The following is a 20,340-nucleotide window of genomic DNA, read 5'->3' as shown; positions in this document are numbered from 1 at the left end:
TCTAGTTAGAATTTGAGACTTTAGAGAGAATTTTGTTTAAACTTATATCATTGCTTTTCATGTAGTTTTTACTGTAATCTACTGCTTCACGTATCGTTAAAACATTATTGTATTTTATTATAGCTTTTCCATTCAACTTCCTTTTTATTCGATTTCCTATTTTTTGAATGATACTTTTAACTTGGGTTGATATTTTGACTCTGTAAAATTTAAATTTCACCTTAAATTTATCTTCATGGTTAACGAAATTATTTAGTATTGTTTTTTCATAATGGGGTGATTTTAAGATGATATGAGCTGCTAGTTTGAATTTGTCAACTTTATTGATTAAATCGATACGACCAAATGCTTCTAGTGCTTTAATACTGGATTCAGCCCAAATTGTGGCTCCTGAATAGACAAAAGGTACTCTGTCAGACCAGACGTAATTTCCTCTTGCTCTAAAATGGGGGGCGTTTTGTAGTGGTAATTTTTTAGCTCTTTCGGTTTGATGGGTTTGCTGTGATTCTAAACTACTTCCAGCTATTGTTAAAGGATAATCAATTACAATAGCTTTCTGGACAACTAATGAAAGGCAGATTGAAGCATAAATATCAGCACTAAGGCCTCCAAAATAGGATCCTGTAATATTTTTTATCTTGTCAAAGCTCTCTTTCTTTACAACTCCGTGATAAACTTTAGGCAGGTCATATTTTAAATAATAAATACCACCATCTTTAAGAAACTTCATGAGCTCGGTGTTTACGTCAACACTTTTTATAGAACCAGAAAAAGGGTAGATGGATTGCTCACCCGTTCTATTTACATTAGGCCAAATATAATCGATACGTGTTTTTTCAACGATTGCATCAATATTATTTACTTTAGCCCATTCTGCAGCTTCAACTATTTCTGGAGTAACTCCATCATCGTCACCAATAAAGCATATATACTCAGCATTAACTAGCTCCATTGCTTTGTTGAAATTATGGATAGTTGACATAGGTGTTGGGTCATAGCGGTAAATTAAACGATTGTCAATTATGTCTTTTTCGATCCACTGTTTTAACTCATCAGTGTCACTATTGTCGTGAACGACTACTTCCAATTTGTGATTATCTATTGCCAAAATACTTTTAATGCAATGGATAGCATATTTTTGACGATTACGTGATGGAATAATTATCGATATAAGTTTTTTATCTGTCATTTTTTAACAGTTTATTTTTTAATAACTGATACTCTGAAATGATATCTTTCATAGGAATTAATATCATTGTATTTACAATTAATGAACCAATGGCTGATAATCCTATTTTTAAAAGAACAGCTAGACGGTTTTCAGGTACAATAATTACTTGTTTTAAGATAAATATGACGATTAAAGAAAGTGCTAATGGAATAAGGATGTTCCTACTAAATAACTTTAAGAGAGGGAGGTGTAAAAATTTGTAATTTACAAGGAATAGATAGATGAAAGTTATGATGATTTGGCTTATTGAAAATGTAGCAGCTGCTCCGGTTCCTCCATATCGGCTCGTGAATATCCAGTAACTTGGAATTGTGATAACTAGGCTGAAGATGCCTAGGTAATTATTGTATTTTGTAAAGCTATTTGCAATCGCAATATTAAATGGAAGTCCTTGCATTGCAAGAAATCCGGTACCACTTGCAATCCATGGAACGTATCTACAGGCTTCCTCTGCTAATTCTATATTGTTTGTCCAAACCCAGATTAAGTCTTTAGCATATAGCATTAAACAAGCAGAACACGTGAATACAATAATGCCAACGATTATATAGCCTTTTTTAAAGAGACTAATACCTTTTTTAAACGAATTTGATGTATAGTAGAATGTAAACCGGGGGAGTAGTGCTTTTGAGAAAGGCTGAGCAACAAGGTTAAGGCCTCGAGATAAAGAAAAAGCTAATGTATATAGACCCAAAACTTCTATTGGGAGTAATTTACTTAATGTCAGCCTATCCATTTGGGTGTTTATAGCTGCAACAACTGCTATTAAAAACATTCCTCCAGCAAATTTCCAAACCCGAGATAAAATTTCTTTATCAATAATGGGTTTTTCAAAAAAAATATTTTTCTTTTGATTGGAAAGTGTTGATATCAAGTCAAGTCGAATAATTAGTACATAAATAATTGTAGTGATTGTTTGCCATGAAAAAAATGTCTCAAGCGATGGATAAAAGTAGATAGGAACTAATACTAGACCGTTTCTAAAAATTCCCCAAACAATCATGTAAGCATTCCCTTTGACTTGTTTTTCAAGTCCAATAAAACCTCCACTGTAGAATTGGGCTAAGAATTTGAAACCAACTTCGATACCGAAAATTCGCAGGAATATTGCAACTTTCTCAGGTGATAAATTATCCAGATTTAGCCAATTCTTAGCAAAGGAACTAGCTCCTAGAATAGTAATCAAAATTGCCAGTGCTGAGATGATTAAGTAGCATGACTCCAGAGTTTTAAAGACGCTGTATTTGTCTTTTTGATTATTGGTACTTGACGCAAATTCACGTGATAAGGTTGATGTTAACCCAGCATCCATTATTGCCAAAAAGGCGGTAATAACAAGGGTAAAACTAATAATGGAATAGCTTTCTAAACCTAAAAATTTTATATAAAGAGGTATAAAAAGAAAATTAGATATTATACCCCAAAATCGTCCAATAAAATTAGCAAGTATATTCTTTTTCAAAATGGTTTGCCTTTATATAATATAGAAGATGGAGTGTCAGAAACATTAAAGATCATGGTTTCGATATTTTGGGAGTTAAAAGGGAGCGATAGTTGATTCTTATCGAGCAATACCCAGCTATGCTTTTTATAAAAATTAACCAATTCTTTTTTGCAAAAGAGTAATCCAATTCTTTTTTCTTTTAGCATGAATTTATTGGTTTGTTTTAATAATTCTTTCCCGTATCCTTTTCGCTTTTCTATAGCACATACATTACCAACTCCAAGCGCTTTGTTTTTTTCGTTGTCAATAATTATTTCAATCTCGCCTAAGTTAAGGTAAGCTACAGGAATGTTATCTTCCAATAGTAGAACATGTAAATCTGTATCTTGCAGGTGTTGATTTATCCATTCTATCTGTTTTTCATAAGTGTATGGCCAAGCTTTTGACTTTACGTGAATAATTTCATCAAGCTCTTTCGGGGTAACATTGATATGTTGGATTATCTGTAGCTTAGGCATATCCGCTTGCTTTTAAAGTGAAAACCACCATCCGCATGGGATAGCGACAAATTTTGAATAAAAATCTTCGACTCCTTTTAATGGTCTAGAGGCTCCAAATACCGAGTAATAATTGTTAGGTAAATGCACTCCAGAGGCGTAATAACCTTTTTCTCTAAAATTAATAATTGTTTCTTTTTTAGTTGGAGATAGGATGCCATAGATCCAAAAGTTTGGTTCATGTGCTCCATTTCCCAAGGGAGTGATTTGAGGGTATTTATTTGCAAATTCATTCTGCCATCTGTGAGCGTTTTGTCTTTGCAGCTTGAGTAGAGCATCCGTTTGATCGATCTGCAGACAACCTATATAGCTATTTATTTCGCTTAAGGTAACTCCGTATCCTGGAGTTGATACGTCACATTTAGATGATATTTCTCCAAGTTCATTCCGAAAATTAGAACGATCAACACCAAAATCTCTTACTAATTTTGCTTTGGCGAAAAGTTCTTTGTCTTTAAATGTGATTGCTCCTCCATCAATTGTATTCGGAAGACGAACTGTCTGGAATGAAAAGACGGTAGCATCACTTCCTGTATTACCTATTATTTTGCCTTTGTATCTGGAGCCAAACGCTTCTATAGCATCGTCAATAATGTAGATTCCTTTTTCTCTGCCAATTGAATTTATTTCATCAATGTATCCTGGATATCCACAATGATGATTGTGGAAAATGGCTTTAGTCTTTGGTGTTATTCTTTTTCTAACGCTTTCAGGATCGAGTGTCCCTGTTTTGGGATCAATGTCTGCCCAAATGACTTTAGCTCCTATAGTGGCAAACGGCTGATTAGATGCTAAACAGCTCATTGGAGAGGCTATAACCTCATCACCTGTTTTTATTCCGAAGGTTGTAAGGGAAACCAACATGGCTGCATTGAACGAATTTACTGATATAATATTGGGACAGCCAACGTAAGCACTCAGCTCTCGTTCAAACTCTTTTCCCCATTGTCCATAAGCCAGAGCTCCTGAATGAAGAATGTTCTCCAGTTCGGGTAATTGATCGGGCATAAAAGGCTTATATAATGATATCATATTACCATCCCTTCTTTATTGTGTTAGCAATTTTTTCTCTTTCTTCAAAACCAACCCACCATCCACAAGGTATATGAACTAATTGATTATAAAAATGATCCAGATTTGGCAAAGAAGAATCGAAATCATTGAGGAAGGTATGCCAATCATTTCTTTTGTGTAATTCTGAGGCCATAATGCCATTTTTTTCCATCATTTTTATGAATTTCTGACGGTTTTCGACTTTCAGAGTGTATAGCCAATAGGAAGGTTCACTTCCTTTATAGTATTCTATTAATTGGCAGCCGGGTATATCCTTCAACGCCTGATCAAAGTATCTTCCATTTTCAATGTGTGTGCTTAATAGAGTATCAATTCCTCGCAGCTGAGTTATTCCAATGGTAGCGTTTACATTATTCATGTGATATTTGTACCCCTGAAATTGGATGTCATTTTCCAGTCTTGTCTTTTGTTTGTCGATTCCAAACCACCTGATTAGTTTTGCTTTTTCATAAGCGCTTTTATCATGGATCTGCAACATTCCTCCGTCAATGGTTGTAAGATGCTTTATTGCTTGAAAAGAAAAGATTGTATATGGGAAATGTACTCCTGTTTTTTTTCCATTGAATTTAGCGCCTAAAGCATGTGCAGCATCGTGTATTACGGGAATATCGTATTTCTTTGATATTTCTTGAATCTTTGGAACGTTAACAGGAATTCCTGCATAGTCCACAACCATGATTGCTTTTGTTCTAGCATTAATGCTTGCTTCTATTGAGCTTGGTGAGATATTGCCTGTTGCAGGATCAATGTCAGCGTAGCGAACTTTTCCACCAACCATTTTGATTGCAACATTGGTTGGCTCTGCTGTCAATGCTGTTGATATTACTTCATCACCGCTTTCTACCCCTGCTAAGATCAACGCAATATGCAATGCTGCAGTTCCTGAGTTAACAGAGAGTGAATATCCTTTCCCTATAAACGATTGAAAATCATGCTCAAAACGATCTACCTCTACCCCTTGAGCGACATAGCCACTATAGAGAACCCGTTCAAGCTCTGGGAGTAACTGTTCTTTATCGGGGATGTTTGTTTTAACTAAAGGTATCATAAGTGCGACTGGTTTAATTCGTTTTGTACGTAATCTAAAGTAAGTAGCAGCTTTTTAAGTTCTTCCTTGTCAAGTCGCTTTGTGTTGTCAGAGTTGTACTCAGCATCAGTTAAGCGCGGTCCATCCGATTGAATATATTTTGTATAATTCAAATCTCGCATATCGGCTGGAATGCGATAAAAGTTTCCTAGATCTTCAGCTTTGGACATCTCTTCTTTACCACAAAGAGTTTCATACATTTTTTCACCATGTCTTGATCCAATAATCTGTATTTCGCTACTGGCGTTGAATAGCTCTTTGAGAGCTTCTGCTAATGTTGCAATGGTAGCGGCCGGTGCTTTTTGAACAAATAAATCTCCAGGAGCAGCATGTTCAAAAGCAAATAAAACTAATTGGACAGATTCCTCCAGTGACATCATAAAACGTGTCATATTGGGTTCAGTTATAGTAAGAGGTTTTCCTTCTTTTATTTGTTTGATAAATAATGGAATAATGGAACCTCTTGAAGCCATCACATTTCCATACCGTGTAGCGCAAATGATACCATCATTTTTTTTAACCCTGGGGTCTCTTGCTTTAGATATGGCCAATTTCTCCATCAAAGCTTTTGTCATTCCCATTGTGTTTATTGGGTAAACAGCTTTGTCTGTGCTTAACACAACTACTTTTTGAACATTGTTTCTGGCAGCAGCTTCCAATACGTTTTCCGAACCTAATATATTGGTATTTACCGCTTGCATAGGGTAAAATTCACAAGAAGGGACTTGCTTTAAAGCAGCAGCTTGAAAAACAAAATCTACACCCCGCATCGCAGCATTAATACTATTAAAATCACGAACATCTCCAATTATAAAATTGAGCTTAGAGCTTTTGTATTGGATTCTAAGGTCCTCTTGTTTTTTTTCGTCTCTACTAAAAATTCGAATTTCTTCAATGTCTGAATTAATAAAATGATTGAGGACAGCATTACCAAAAGAACCTGTCCCACCTGTAATCATAAGTGTTCTATTATTAAACATTTTGGTGGTTTTTATGTTGTTGTTTTATCTCCGTATTTGAGAGACTTCAAATTATCTTAACTATACTGTGTAATTTTATTACAGTTTATATACTTTGTCACTACTTTCCTCGATCATATTACGCATATCCACAATCAACTTTGCATGCTGTTGGATAAACTTTACATCGAAAGCAGAATGATTAGTGGTTAATACAACGACATCTGCATCTCCAAGAGTTTGAACAGACAATTCTAGCGAGTTGAGAGTTATACCTCCGTGAGTTTTAATAGTTGGGATAAAGGGGTCGTGATATTGAACATTTCCTCCTTTGTGAGCGACCGTGTCTATAATCTCTAAGGCCGGCGATTCACGCTCATCATTAATATTGGGTTTGTAGGCCACCCCCAGAAAGAAAACCTTACTTCCGTTAACAGCTTTTTGGTGCCGGTTGAGTGCCGTAGCGATTTTGATGTACATGTAGTGCGGCATGCGCATGTTGATGTGTCCTGCCGCATGAATCATGCTGAGGTCAAAATTGTATTGTTTGGCAATGTGCTCCAGGTAAAACGGATCAAGCGGAATGCAATGTCCACCAATGCCCGGGCCGGGGTAAAAAGCCTGGAAGCCGAAGGGTTTGGTTTTGGCGGCTTCAATCACTTCCCAGATGTTGATATCCATTTTGCCGGCCAGCAAAGCCAGCTCGTTAATCAGGCTGATGTTGACCAGGCGATAGGTGTTTTCCAAAATCTTCACCATTTCGGCCACCCGTGGTGAGCTGACGGGGTGGATCTGGTCAATGGCCTTTTTATAAATGGCCTGTCCGATTTCCAGGCCCTCAGCGGTCATGGCACCCAATACCTTGGGGGTATTGCGGGTATGGAAATTTTTATTGCCCGGGTCAACCCGCTCGGGGGAGTAGGCCAGCCAAAAGTCGGTGCCATGCTTGAAGCCACTTTCCTGTTCGATAATTGGCAGCATCAAATCCTCTGTAGTGGTGGGGTAGGTGGTGCTTTCTAAACTGATAAACGTCCCCGGTTTCATGTGCTTTCCAATTTCTGTGCAGGCACTTTCGATGTAACTCATATCTGGCTTTTTGAACCGATCCAGAGGGGTTGGCACGCAAATCAGTAAGGCGTCACATTCACTCATTCGGCTGAAATCTGTCGTTGCACTGAGGGATACGTTGTCAACCACTTCTTTGAGTACGGCATCACGGATATCATCGATGTAGTTATTTCCTTGGTTGATGCTGTTTACTTTTGTTGGATTTTTGTCGAAGCCAATGGTCTTTACGCCTGCTTCGGCAAAATTAACTGCTAATGGTAAGCCTACATATCCTAAGCCTATGATACCTACAGTTTCAGTATTAGCTGCGATTTTTTTTAGAATTTGTTGAGTGTTGTCCATTTGTTATTGTATCAGATGTCAAGGTTAAAGTTGTCAAGGATAAAGTGTAAAGTTGTCAAGGATAAAGTGTAAAGGAACAAGGTTAAAGAGGTGAAGCACATGTCATTTGATGGTCATTCGTGCGGTCATGAGTTCGTGCCTTCGCCCGTTCTTCTTTTCCCCTTTAACCTTGGATCTTTCTTCACTCACCCTTTTCCGATGCTTTTCAACTCAAAGCCGATGTTGGTCAGTGCTTTTCGGTTGAGGATGTTTCGTCCATCGAAAACGAATGCCGGTTTGAGCATGCTATCGTAAACTTTTTGCCAGTCGTAGGTTTTAAACTCATCCCACTCGGTCAGTACGGCTGTGGCATGGGCTTTAGCCATGGCCTCATAAGGATCAGCATGGATCTGTACCAGTTGTTGGAGTTCCTCTGTAGCAATTGCTTTTTCCGGGTGTTGCTGGTATAAGTATTCCAGGTCGCGAAAAATCTGTGCTTTGGAAACCTGAGGGTCGTAGACATGAATCTCAGCCCGGTCCTGCAACAGTTCGTCGGCCACGTAAATGGCAGCGCTCTCGCGGGTGTCGTTGGTATCCTTTTTGAAAGCCCAGCCCAGGAAAGCAATCTTTTTGCCCGACACGGTGTTGAACAAGCTGGAGATAATTTGCAAGGCAAAACGACGTTTCTGGTAGTCGTTCAGCTTCACCACCTGTTCCCAATAGTCAGCTACCTCGGGCAGGTTGAAGTGCTGGCAGAGGTACACCAGGTTCAAAATGTCTTTTTGGAAGCAGGAGCCGCCAAAGCCAACCGATGATTTCAGAAACTTGGGGCCAATGCGGCTGTCCATGCCAATGGCACGGGCTACTTCATCCACGTCCGCCCCGGTACGTTCGCACAGTGCCGAAATGGAGTTGATGCTGGAGATTCGCTGAGCCAAAAAGGCGTTTGCCGTTAGTTTGGATAATTCGGAAGACCAGATGCGGGTGGTGACAATCTTTTCGCGTGGAATCCAATTGGCATAAATGTTCGCCAGGGCTTGTTCGGCTTGTTGGCCGGCTTCATTGTCTTCGCTGCCAATCAGCACCCGGTCGGCATGCAGCAGGTCCTGAATGGCTGTTCCTTCAGCGAGAAACTCGGGGTTGGATAACACCGCGAATTTGGGGGCTGCAGGATTGATAGACTGGTTGGAAGAGTCGAGAATGGTGCGGATGGCCTGAGCGGTACGTACCGGCAGGGTTGACTTTTCAACCACAATTTTATTGGTGGTGGCGACTTCCGCTATTTGGCGGGCACACAGTTCGACATATTTCAGGTCGGCAGCCATACCTTTCCCAACACCGTAAGTTTTGGTAGGGGTGTTTACGGAGATGAAAATCATCTCCGCCTCGCGAATGGCACCTTCCACATCGGTTGAGAAAAAGAGGTTACGCCCGCGCGCTTCAGCCACCACTTCGGGTAGGCCCGGTTCGTATACCGGTAGTTTGGAGAGATCTTTGTCATTCCAATCTGCAATGCGCTGGTCGTTGATGTCAACTACGGTGACCTGGATATGTGGACATTGTTGTGCAATGACGGCCATGGTTGGCCCGCCAACGTACCCTGCACCAATGCAGGCAATTTTCTTGATTTCAGTTGGAAACATATCTATGAAAGGTTTTAAAAATTCAAGTAAATAAGGTTTAAATTGTCAGGGGTAAAGGTTAAAGTTTTCAAGGTTAAAGTACCAAGTGTAAAGGTTAACGGTTAATGTGTCAAGGTTAAAGGGTTTAGCGTTTGGTTGAGGTTTTGGAGTAGATGCTCCCCATTATTTTTTTTAATTCTTCCGCCTCTTTTAAGATCGGTTTCCATTGCGTATTGTTTTCATGGATTTCGATAACGATCTTGATCCAGTAAACGGATTCTCTTATCTCTTTTAACGCAATACCAATTTTATTTGAAAAATCAGCTTTTGATACAGCTCCTTGTGCTTCTTCATAGTTTGCTCCGACAGAAGTCGCTGATTTGATCAATTGGTAGCTGATCACCTTATATTCGATGGATTTTGGAAAAGTCCTTACGGCAGTGATCACACCTATAGCAAATTGAAACAGCCTTTGTTGTAGATCATTATTATGCATAGTCTTTGCTTTTAACCTTTTTCCTTGGATCTTTTAGCTTGGCACTTATTACTTTAACCTTTATCCTTATTATTGCATTACTTTGATGTTCTAAGCTAGTTGTTTAGTCTTCCCAGCGTTCGCGGATGCTGGACAGAAATTGGCGTCCAAAGATTAAGCTTACACCGATAATTCCTCCCAGAAAGGTCCAAATGATGAGGATCATCGGGCGGTTGGGTTTGGATTTTTGCAGCGGGATACGAACCGGCTCCACAATGGTGAGCACAGGCGCATCTTCTTTTACCTTGATTTGCGCTTGCTCGAGTTGTTTCGCCAGCTCGGAATAGACCGAGAAAGCAATATCGTATTCGCTTTGCAGTCGCTCAATTTCGGTTTGTGCCAAAGCCGATGACACGTTTTTATTTTGATCGCGGAAGCGGGCCAGCTTTTCCTGGGCAGCCTGAAACTCCTGTTTTTTCTCCTGGTAGCGCTCCTGGATGAAGTCGAGTTGCTCTTGCGCTTTTTGAATGCGGTAGGTGGTGATGTACGCTTGCAGCATCTGCTGCGCTTTTTGAGCTACCTGAGCTGCAAGCACCGGATCGTGAAAACGGGCCGATAAGCTCAGAATACCTTCCTTGTCGTTGATTTCTAAAGACAGGTTCTCATTCATGGTTTTAAGCACTTTTTCCTGATCTTCATTCAAGGACAATAGGTCACTTTTCCCTTCTGAGGTAGACGAAGTTTGTTCGCCTCTTAACGCTTTTATTATCACGCCGGGCAATCCGAGGGAGTATTTTTTGAGGATACCCAGGGCCCCCGGTTTTTTGTATTCGGTGTAGTACTCAAACAAGCTGACCGGATGATCCACCTCCTTGAATTGAAAAGGCGTATTCATCAGCTCCATCTGAAAAGAGACGGATTGCAGAATTTTGGGATAAACCAGGGGCGAAAGCGCTTCGGTTCCGCTGCTCATGTCAAGGTTGAAGCCGGCCATAGCGGCCAGTGAGGATAGTCCGCCGAGCTTGGAGCCTCCGGACTGTCCGGATTGTGGCACCATGGTCGTTTGTACGGTGTATTCCTTGGGGCTCAACAGGGCTACGAATAGTCCGATGGCGATTCCGATGAGGGTGTATTTGATGATGGTTCGCCGCCCATTCCACAGGTCTTTGGCTAAGGCGATCAAATCAATTTCATCATCTTCAGCGGCTGTCTTAGCCGGGATAGGTGTATTTTCTTTTGTTGTCATGTGTGTGCAGTTGAGAGTTAACGGTTGTTGGTCCTATGAAATATTCACGATGTGAATTTCACAGGATAAATTATCGGTTGACCAGGATTTTTCAACATAGGCGATGCTTACGAACGTACGAAGGCAGGAACGCACGATGGTTATTGTTGCTTGGGTGTCCATTTCTCTGAATTTTGACTCATCTTGATTAGCATGGCGATGATGTGTTCGAACTGATCGTAAAGCTCATCATGGATCGCTTCGTTGATGTATTCGAACGAGTGAGGAAAATCCAGCCAAACTTGAGTTTCGGCCGCCTCCGCTTCGGAATCTGACAATTTAGAAATGAAGTTTCTGGGGTATCGTCTTTTTCTCCATGCTTCAGCAAGGTTTGCACAAACCGATCTGGAACTTCTTCTGATTTGATTGGTCAACGCATGCTTCTCTTCAGTAGGAAATGATTGGGTTAACTGATGAATCCTTAAGGCAGCCTGGTAAGCCTCCTGATAGACTTTCAATTCTTTATGTGACCTTATCTTTTCCATCGTATGCTTCGTTGTTCGTTATTACGTGTCTTCGTACGTTCGTGCCTTCGTGACTTCCTGCCTTCGTTTTCCTATCTTAACACCGCGGCAACGGCGATGGCAATGGAGGAGAAGGCACTGGCAATGGATAACCATCGCGAGGTCTGGTCACCTTGCGGGCGATCTGGTTTTTGCGGAACCACAATCTGGCAGCCGGGTTCGGGGCGTGGATAATTCCGGTTAAGTAAGCCCTTGGTTACCTTGGTTGTTCCATCGCTGTAAATCACGAATACTTTGCCTTTTTTTGCTTGCTGACTAAAGCCTCCTGAGCGGTTGATATAATATTTTAGACCCTTGTTTTCCTGGAAAGCCAGCCCAATGGGGTTTAGCACCTCGCCTGATACTTTGATTTCCTGAGTAACCTCGGGTACCAGCAGTTCATCGCCTTCGCGCAGCACATAATCGTAGATGGATCCCGGGTTCTTCAGGATGTCATCCAGACGCAACTCCAGCTTGTAGTGATCGTCCATTTGTTGCTCGGCCGATTGAAGCAGGCTGTCGGGCATGGCTGTTAGCAGTGATTCTTTAATGACTTCATCGTCGGACCGTAGTCGTTTTAAGGTAGCACCTTTGCTAAAAGCATGAGGTGTCAAGCCACCGCAACGTTTAATCAGGTCGGAAACCCGCTCATTTTTATTGCTGATGCTGTAAGGACCGGGATACACCACTTCGCCTTGAATGGTGACCGTTCGCTGGGTGTTGTAGGACGGTGCTTTGCGCACATAGATGTAGTCGAATGGCTGAATCTTGAACGCGGCATCTTCGGGATTGATATCCAGGTTGCGGCTGATGTTGAATTGATGCAAGTCGGCCAGCTCGTTGGACACCTTGGCCGCTGATTCATAGTCGTGGCGTCGGGCCAGCTCAATGAAGGATTCACTGGCTGCTTCGGTAAATCCACCGGCCAGAAACACGAGGTCTTTCAAGCTCATATTCTCCCGGTAGGGGTATTCGCCGGGGTATTGTACTTGTCCGTAGATTTTTATGAAACGCGCTTCGCGCATGCTGAATACATCCTGGATGATAACATGATCTTCGCGTTTCAGCTCCAGGTCGTTGGTGCCTTCCAGGATATCCGATATTTTGAAGGCAATGGTTTGCGGACTCAGGTCTTTTCCCAGGCGGATGATAACACCCCGGTTGCTGAACACGCTTTCTTTAACCCCATCGGCTTTGGCAATCAGTTCCGACAGTTTCATGCCATCGGTAAGGGCAAAGGTGCCGGGGCGGAAGACTGCTCCTTCAATACTGACGCGATTTTCATAGCGGTCGATAATCTCGCCGGCTTCAATTTGATCGCCATTTTCAAGTGCAAAGGTTTCAAATTCATCCCGGGTGATGTCCAGCACTTTGAATTGCTTGCCTGTTGTTCGGGTGATGGAAAGGCGTTCGTGGTAAGCCTGGTCGGCAAAGCCGCCGGTATAGCTGAGCAGGTCTTGCAGGTTTTCATCTTCCTGCAGTTCAAAAAAACCTTCCCGCTTGAAGGAACCGGAAGCTTCAACGCGGATATCGTAAGTTGGAATAAACAGGATGTCCTGGTCGCGCAGAGCAATATTGTTTGCCGGGTTGGCGTTGATCAGGAAATCATAGACATCGATCTCGGTAATTACTTTATTTTGACGGATGACCTGAATGGTACGAAAGGAGCCATTTTCATTGGGACCTCCCGATAGATAGAGCGCATTGAAGGCGGAAGCTGTTGCCGGCAGGGTGTAGGTTCCCGGTGCATATACTTCGCCAATCACATTCACCTTGATGGAACGGAGGTTGCTGATGCCAATTTCAGCGAAGGTGTTGGGGGTGTCGCCGCCCATGCCATTGTAAATAGCTACCAAGCGTCGTCGGATTCGTTTTTCCGCTTCACGAAAGTCAATGCCGGCTACCTGCACAGGCCCCAGATCCGGGATCTGAACGTTGCCATTGCCATCCACTACCAATTGGTAGGTTTGCTGGCTGGCTCCCCAGATGTTGATCATCACCTGGTCGTTGATGCCCAGCACATAATTGTCAGGAATGGGAATGTTTACCGACGGTTCGAAGGTTAAGTCTGCGCTGTTGAAAAAATTGAATCCAAAGATTTTTTTGCTCTTCGATGTGGCGTCAATAGGCGTTTTTTTTGAAAGCGTATCAACCATTGACGCTGTATCCTGCTGCTGAGGCGTCAGCTCCATGCTTGCTCCTCCGCTGTTTTGTACTTGTCTGATCCGACTTTTCAGCTGGCTGATTTGAGCCGGGCTGGCGCCACGCAGACGGGCCATCTCAGTGGCTTGCTCCATCGTTAGACCTCTGCTTTCGATCTCCTGAACAATTTGCTGCACTTGCTGGTCGCTAAGCTTGTTTACATCTACATGGGCTGGCACTTGCGCCGAAGGGATCAGGTAACAGGCCAACAGGCCGATGATCCAAATAAATTTTAGTGCTTTACGTACTATCATGTTTTGATCGTTTGTTTCCAAAATATTGCTTCTGATTTTATTTTTCGCTAGTCCAAATGAGAAGAGAGGCTCTGTGTTGCAGGTAGTCCTTCCGTTCTTTTTTGTGGATATGCGTATAATTGATTTTTCTGTTGATAATCTTTTCGGCTTTACGAATATAGTTGTTGATGAGCTTAATGTCTAGTTGGTCGCCAATAAAAAGGAGATCGATTGTGTCGGAGTCAACCCCTTGTGCAAAAGCACCCGTCAGGTAGGCCTCCTCCATTTTTTGTAACTTTTGTGCTATCTTTTCAATAATGGTGTCGATGCCCACCATCTTTAGTAGGATATTGTGAATATCCTGAAATAACGGATGAGCAGTATTGGCTTGAAAATATTTTTTATTGCCATCAAAGTGACTCTGGAGCAATCCGGCGTCTTCAAATCGGTTAAGTTCAATGCGGATGGCGTTGGATGATTCTCCAAATTCGTGTTCCAGGCTTCGCAAGTAACTTTTGTTATTCTTGTTCAGGAAGAACTTGAGCAAGATTTTTATTCGTGTTTTTGATGTGATTAATGCATCAAGCATAATTTCGGGTCGAAAGTTTCGGTTCTTATCGGTTGTTGGTTATCCTTGCTCGCTGTTGTTTGTTTTTATTTGATCATCACCGAAACCGGAGACTTTGTTTTTTGTGCTCATCTGGAGGCAAGGAAGCCCTAAGCGTGTTTGTATTTTGTGTAAGCTTATGATTTGGATTCAGGCAATACCTGGTTTTGGATTCTTTTTGTTAAAGCGGCACTGCGTCAGTGTGTTGTGCTCTTGTGTGTCTTCGGGGAGCTGCCTGTTTGTTGACGGCTTCTCACAGCTCCGCCTCCTCAGTCCCATATTTTCCGAGCAGCGAATCGCTATGTAAAAGAAATGCTGCCACATGAAAGCAGCAGCAAATCGAGTAGCAAAACTACTCAATTTTCAGAGAAATGGTTTATTTTTTTGCAGAATTTCATGAATGAGCCTTTTTTCTTGCTGAATGGGCCTGCTCGACTCATGAACGACACTTTTGGCGTTTTATTTTCCATAAGCTTCAAACAAATGAAGGTTAATCTTGCAGGCCGGGGGAATTCATTTGATTGACAGGATGAAAGACTTTGTTGAAATTGGATATGCTACTTCCGGGGAGTTCTTTTTGCTTCAATCACCCCTGGTTCGGCTTTGTCTTTAAGCTTTGCTTTTTAAAGGGGTTAGCTTGAAGCTATTTAGCCTATGTTCAAGAATGGATCCCGAACTCCGCTGGCGTTCAGCTTTGTTGTTTTGTCAGTTGCTCACCGAAAACTGGTGTTTTCCTGAGCCTACTTCTTCAATGATTAGAAATTCTCCAGCCTTCCGGTAGTTTACTTTTTTGTCGTTATGGCTTACTCGCTGTGCTTTCGACCAAAAGGGCAGGTAAACATCAGCTGTTGTATTGGCCGGAATGTTAACCGAAAGTTGAAAGTTTTTCCCCGGTTCATGTTGAAAAGAAGCCAGCACGTCACCCCGGATGGTTGGGCATTTGATTTCAGCCTGTGTAAGATTTCCTGGCTGTGGCTTTATCCGGATTTTGCTGAATCCCGGCTCTAATGGTTCAATGCCCATCAGCTTACGTGGTATGATGTTGGCCGGAACGGCTCCCCAGGCGTGGTTCCAGTCCTGGTTGGGTTTGTATTTGTTGTCCCACGCTTCCATGCTAATGGTTGAGCCGGCACGAATCATGTTGTACCAGCTTCGTTCGTCGGTTGACGTCAGCAGTTGCAGTCCATAGTCGGCGTTGTGTCCATCGTAAATGGCCTCCATCAGGAATTGCGAACCATAAACACTGCAGGCCATCCCGCGTGAACGGATAAAGGTATTGATTGCTTTCCTGTTTTTATCCGGTACCAGGCCAAAAGCCAAGGGGAACATGTTGGCATGCAGTGAGGCGTGGTCGGTGCCAATACCGTCGGTGTAAATCTTTCGTTTCGGATCGATTAGTTCCGCGTTGAATGCTTTCTTTAGTTTGGCTGCGCGGAGGCTGTAAAATTCACTTTCATCGCCTTTGCCCAGTTGTCCGGCAATGGTGCTCATCACTTTTAAGGCGAAGTAGTGGTAGGCGTTGACGACGGTGTTGATGTCCTGAAATACGAAGCCATCGGTTTCGCCGGCTTCATTTTTACCTAAGCCCAGTATGCCGGTGTGCGGCCAGTCGACAATGTCGCGTAGGTTGTCTTTTAAGTGAATCGATTCGAGCACTTCAGGGCTGACCTTTCCGGTGCGGGTGCTGATAAAACCCGACTCATCAGAAAGCGACAGTAGGGATTTGGCTTTTAAATCGGTATAGTGCTGTGCCAGTGATTCTTTATTTCCGGTGTACTGGTAGTCATTCCAGGCCATCAATACCGACTGAAGAATCCATTCGGTGGGCCAGGTGGCATGATGAATCAAGTATTCATGTGTAAAGCGAGCCATGCTGTATTCGCGGGCAACGCCATAATGGCAGAGCTGATTGACCAGGGCATCAGCTTCGTAGGGGATGCGTTCGCGGTCGCCATCGACATAGGCTCCGGCAAAGGAGGTGGCTTTGATGGAATATTTGCATAGCTCCCAAACCTGATTTAAGATGGTGTCGGAACTGGTGAAAAAAGATTCCGTTTCATCAAAAGGATAAAAAACGGTTTCGCGAGCGATCTGGTATTTCTCAATGGGATGATTGTACCCTATAATTTCAACATAACGAAAAGGGAGAACATCGCCAATGTACTCCGGTATAGGAATGGCCCGGGGGCCTGTGTTTCGCTTGTCGGGATCGATGGTGATGATGTACGTGTTGCTACCGTTTTTTAGCTCGAGTTGGTATTCGGCATAGCGTCGGCTACCTCCGGGATTTGGATCAATCCGCTTGTCTTTCAATACTTCTCCCAGTCGCAGGGTGATGGTATCGCCATCGGTCCCATCCAGGGTTAGCCGGATACGTCCAAAGGCAGCTTTGCCAAAATCAATCAATGTGGTTTGGGGCGCTACTGGTTGGATGCTTTTAGGAAATTCATCCTGCTTTTGCAGGGGGTAGCGGGCGGTCGCATAGTCCAGCAGTTTGGGCGCCATTTTAAATTGGGAGACGGGCGACCAAGCGGATTCAACACCATGGTTATCCCAGGTTTTTACCTTCCAGAAGTAGACGGAGTCGGGCAGAAGGGCTTTCCCCTGGTAGTTCAGGCTGATGGATTGGCTGCTTTCAACTTTACCCGAATTCCAATAATCTCCTTGATTGTTTTGAATATGATGCTGGGATGAAGCAACCAGAACCTGATAGGCCACTTGCATGGTTTTGTTTTTATCGGAGTTAACCACCCATCCGAAGAATGGTTTTTTCTGTGCGATTTCCGTAAACTGAAAATTTTCCCGACGGTAAACAGCTTCGTCAAGCGGTGTGTTAACCGGAGAGCCATTCAGGAAAACCTGGTCGGCATGGGTGAGTAGGTTGATAGAAAGTTTTGTGGGTTGATTGGGATTGCTTGCTGACACTTGTTGCGCGAAGCAAATGATCATCAGGAACAAAAATGACCTGATTGCAAGTTTGTAGGAGCTTAGAAACGGATGGTTCATGAAGTATCGGGTTTAATTAATGTGTAGTTTAGCGTGTTCGATTTTTTTTTTGATCAGTATCCCGCTGCTTGTCCATCTTTGCGCGATTCGGAGGCGCCCAGGAAAACGTTGTTCTTGCGATCCCATTGGATGGCTTGATAACCCCCATAACCGCCTCGCGAGGATTTGATCTGATGGCCTTTGCCTAGCAGTTTGCGGATGATGGGATAGTCGAAGTCACTCTCCAGATACACGGTGCCACCATCGTTCATGGTTTCGCCTGTGGGCTGGCTCGAACCTTCGTGCCGCATGCGGGGAGCATCTCCGGCTTCCTGTAGATTCATGCCAAAATCGATCAGGTTGCAAATGATTTGAACATGGCCTTGGGGTTGCATGGCGCCACCCATGAGCCCAAAGCTGATGAATGGTTTCCCATCTTTCGTGATGAAAGCGGGGATGATGGTATGAAACGGGCGTTTGTGTGGCTCATACACATTTAAATGTCCATCCTTGAGGGCAAAGAGTTCGCCACGGTCCTGTAGGATAAATCCCAGTTTTCCGGGGGTCATTCCTGATCCCATACCACGATAATTGCTCTGGATCAGCGAAACCAGGTTGCCGTCTTTATCGGCTGTGGTCAGGTAGATGGTGTTTCCCTGTTCCAGTTCTCCGGCCGGAAAACTTCGGCTGGCTTTATTCTGGTCGATCAATTTCGACCGTTCCCGGGCATAGTCTTTCGAAATCAGTTGAGTGACGGGTAGCTCGCTGAAGTCCGGATCAGAATAGTATTTGGCACGATCTTCAAAAGCCAGCTTCTTGGCTTCGATAAACAGGTGCATGTATTCTGGTGTCCCAAACCCCATGGATGAAATGTCGTATTGTTCGAGTATATTGAGCATTTGCAGCACGGCTGTTCCTTGCCCGTTGGGCGGCAATTCCCATACGTCGTAGCCCCGGTAGTTGGTTGAAATGGGTTCAATCCATTCCGAAGCATGATCTGCCAGGTCTTTCAGGCTGAGAAATCCCCCTTGTCGTTGCACGTAGTTGACCATTTCTTGAGCGATTTCACCTTTGTAAAAAGCGTCGCGTCCTTCGTTTGCAATTTGTTGCAGGGTGTTGGCCAAGTAAGGGTTTTTGAAGATATCACCTTTCGCGGGTGCTTGTCCGTTGGGCAGATAAACTTCGGCAAATCCCGGATAGCTTTTTAAGATTTTGGCATTGCGTTTCCAGTAGTAGGCAATTAGTTCGCTTACCGGGAACCCTTGGCGGGCATAGCGAATGGTGGGCGCCAGGAGCTCAGTCATAGGAAGCTTGCCGAATTTTTGATGGAGTTCAAACCAGCCGTCCACGCAGCCTGGCACAGAAACGGGTAGCGGTCCCAAGGCCGGGATTTTGTTGTATCCGTTTTCTTTAAAATAGTCGAGTGTTAAATTATAAGGTGAGCGGCCGCTGGCATTTAGCCCATAAAGTTTTTGTGTCTTCGCGTCCCAAACGATGGCAAACAAGTCGCCGCCTATGCCATTGCCGGTGGGTTCCATCAGACCTAATGCGGCATTGGCAGCAATGGCTGCATCAATGGCATTGCCGCCTGATTTTAAAATGTCGAGTGCCACCTGAGTGGCCAGGGGCTGGCTGGTGCAAGCCATTCCGTTTTGAGCAATCACTTCGCTACGTGTGGCAAAATTGTGGCCGGTTATCCGGTCCTGGGCAAGCACGGAAAAGGGAAAGGCCAATACCATTAGGAGTAAGGGGAATTTCTTCATCGGTTAATTCGTTTTGAGTTCTTGAATTTACCAAATTCTATTGTGTTTTTCAAGCCATGCAGAATCGTAACGCTGAACGGTTTTTTTAGGCAGCTTGCATGTTATGGATGGATGCGGAATACGGCATCATATTCAGGACGATGTTTACGGCAAGGCTAAATCGATGAGCGGTCAATGCGTTGGAGCTTGATTGTTGTAGTCCTGTGAGTAAAAAAGCTGCAAAGTGTGCCGTGAAAAATCAGATCCAGCTGTTAAGCTGGCTGCACGATCATGAGCGGATTAGTCGTTTTTGCGAAATTCGTTGATCGCTGTGTTCGCCAATTCGTAGCTGGGGCTTAACGACCCCCAACTAAAAAATCCGGTTGTCATGCGTTGTAATTCGTCATGTATTTGTTCCATCGAGTCGGTAATTCTAGAACGAAACAGCTGGGCACAACGCGAGCAAGGTGCTCCGCTGATTTCTCCGGTTTGATCATAGGCTATTTTTAAGGCCTCAATGGAATCATCGTATTCTTTGTTTGTAAAAGAATCGTGTGAGTTAAATAAGCACTGGTTGATTGTTTCGCGTTGGTTCACGCATCGGCTGCCATTGAATTGACAACTTACAAATTGAATAGGTTCTCGTTGACCTGTTTCATCACGATTTGATTCAAATCGTGAAAAGATCCATCCCTTTATTTCTTTCATTTTCTTCATTGTTCCTCTATAAATTATTCAATAATTTGCCTCTCTCACTAATCGAAAATATAGAAATAGAATGACCCTAATTAGGTTTTCTGAAGGCTAAAAGTAATATAAATAATTAGAAAATAAAGAGTTGCATTTTATTTTTTTAATAAACTTCTGAACAGGAATTAACTCTTCGATTGAGTGTGCCAAGCAGTTGCTGACCACTATGGGCAACGTTTATTCGTGCTTTATGTA

The 20,340-nt window shown here is 43.1% G+C and carries 16 protein-coding genes; all 16 read right to left on the bottom strand.

The features are described from left to right. Position 1: 1 nt before the first annotated feature. Positions 2–1,189: a glycosyltransferase family 2 protein gene (locus ACUNWA_RS17380; RefSeq protein WP_445593193.1), complete on the bottom strand. Its 1,188-nt coding sequence runs from the start codon at positions 1,187–1,189 to the stop codon at positions 2–4. Beyond that, positions 1,179–2,693 (bottom strand): lipopolysaccharide biosynthesis protein, encoded by a 1,515-nt coding sequence (locus ACUNWA_RS17375; protein ID WP_445593192.1) that lies wholly within the window; start codon positions 2,691–2,693, stop codon positions 1,179–1,181. Before ACUNWA_RS17375 ends, ACUNWA_RS17380 begins: the two co-directional genes overlap by 11 nt. Beyond that, positions 2,690–3,193: a hypothetical protein gene (locus ACUNWA_RS17370; RefSeq protein ID WP_445593191.1), complete on the bottom strand. Its 504-nt coding sequence runs from the start codon at positions 3,191–3,193 to the stop codon at positions 2,690–2,692. Before ACUNWA_RS17370 ends, ACUNWA_RS17375 begins: the two co-directional genes overlap by 4 nt. A 12-nt stretch (positions 3,194–3,205) precedes the next feature. Next, on the bottom strand, positions 3,206–4,264 hold the full coding sequence (locus ACUNWA_RS17365; RefSeq protein WP_445593190.1) for a DegT/DnrJ/EryC1/StrS family aminotransferase: 1,059 nt from the start codon (positions 4,262–4,264) through the stop codon (positions 3,206–3,208). 1 nt (position 4,265) lies between these two features. Beyond that, entirely contained in the window at positions 4,266–5,354 is a 1,089-nt protein-coding gene (locus ACUNWA_RS17360) for a DegT/DnrJ/EryC1/StrS family aminotransferase (RefSeq protein ID WP_445593189.1), read from the bottom strand. Continuing rightward, a complete protein-coding gene (locus tag ACUNWA_RS17355) occupies positions 5,351–6,373 on the bottom strand; it encodes a polysaccharide biosynthesis protein (protein ID WP_445593188.1) in 1,023 nt (340 codons plus the stop codon). The genes ACUNWA_RS17360 and ACUNWA_RS17355 overlap by 4 nt, the downstream gene beginning before the upstream one ends. Positions 6,374–6,451: 78 nt before the next feature. Continuing rightward, entirely contained in the window at positions 6,452–7,762 is a 1,311-nt protein-coding gene (locus tag ACUNWA_RS17350; protein WP_445593187.1) for a nucleotide sugar dehydrogenase, read from the bottom strand. Between the two features lie 185 nt (positions 7,763–7,947). Next, positions 7,948–9,384, bottom strand: coding sequence for a UDP-glucose 6-dehydrogenase (locus tag ACUNWA_RS17345; RefSeq protein ID WP_445593186.1), 1,437 nt, complete (start codon positions 9,382–9,384; stop codon positions 7,948–7,950). Between the two features lie 124 nt (positions 9,385–9,508). After that, positions 9,509–9,859: a four helix bundle protein gene (locus ACUNWA_RS17340; RefSeq protein ID WP_445593185.1), complete on the bottom strand. Its 351-nt coding sequence runs from the start codon at positions 9,857–9,859 to the stop codon at positions 9,509–9,511. A 103-nt stretch (positions 9,860–9,962) separates the two neighbouring features. Then, complete coding sequence (locus tag ACUNWA_RS17335) at positions 9,963–11,084, bottom strand: Wzz/FepE/Etk N-terminal domain-containing protein (protein WP_445593184.1); 1,122 nt, start codon at positions 11,082–11,084, stop codon at positions 9,963–9,965. A gap of 140 nt (positions 11,085–11,224) precedes the next feature. Continuing rightward, the gene (locus tag ACUNWA_RS17330; protein ID WP_445593183.1) at positions 11,225–11,608 is read right to left on the bottom strand and encodes a four helix bundle protein; all 384 of its coding nucleotides are present in this window, start codon (positions 11,606–11,608) and stop codon (positions 11,225–11,227) included. 71 nt (positions 11,609–11,679) lie between these two features. Beyond that, positions 11,680–14,082, bottom strand: coding sequence for an SLBB domain-containing protein (locus tag ACUNWA_RS17325; protein WP_445593182.1), 2,403 nt, complete (start codon positions 14,080–14,082; stop codon positions 11,680–11,682). A gap of 37 nt (positions 14,083–14,119) precedes the next feature. Continuing rightward, positions 14,120–14,650 (bottom strand): winged helix-turn-helix domain-containing protein, encoded by a 531-nt coding sequence (locus ACUNWA_RS17320; RefSeq protein WP_445593181.1) that lies wholly within the window; start codon positions 14,648–14,650, stop codon positions 14,120–14,122. A 723-nt stretch (positions 14,651–15,373) separates the two neighbouring features. Further along, positions 15,374–17,674, bottom strand: a complete 2,301-nt coding sequence (locus ACUNWA_RS17315) for a family 78 glycoside hydrolase catalytic domain (protein ID WP_445593180.1) — start codon at positions 17,672–17,674, stop codon at positions 15,374–15,376. 53 nt (positions 17,675–17,727) lie between these two features. Then, complete coding sequence (ggt, locus tag ACUNWA_RS17310; protein ID WP_445593179.1) at positions 17,728–19,416, bottom strand: gamma-glutamyltransferase; 1,689 nt, start codon at positions 19,414–19,416, stop codon at positions 17,728–17,730. 279 nt (positions 19,417–19,695) lie between these two features. Continuing rightward, a complete protein-coding gene (locus ACUNWA_RS17305; RefSeq protein WP_445593178.1) occupies positions 19,696–20,112 on the bottom strand; it encodes a hypothetical protein in 417 nt (138 codons plus the stop codon). Positions 20,113–20,340 lie beyond the last annotated feature (228 nt).

The sequence above is a fragment of the Sunxiuqinia sp. sy24 genome, from assembly GCF_052677165.1.
This window is presented reverse-complemented; position numbering and strand designations above follow the sequence as displayed.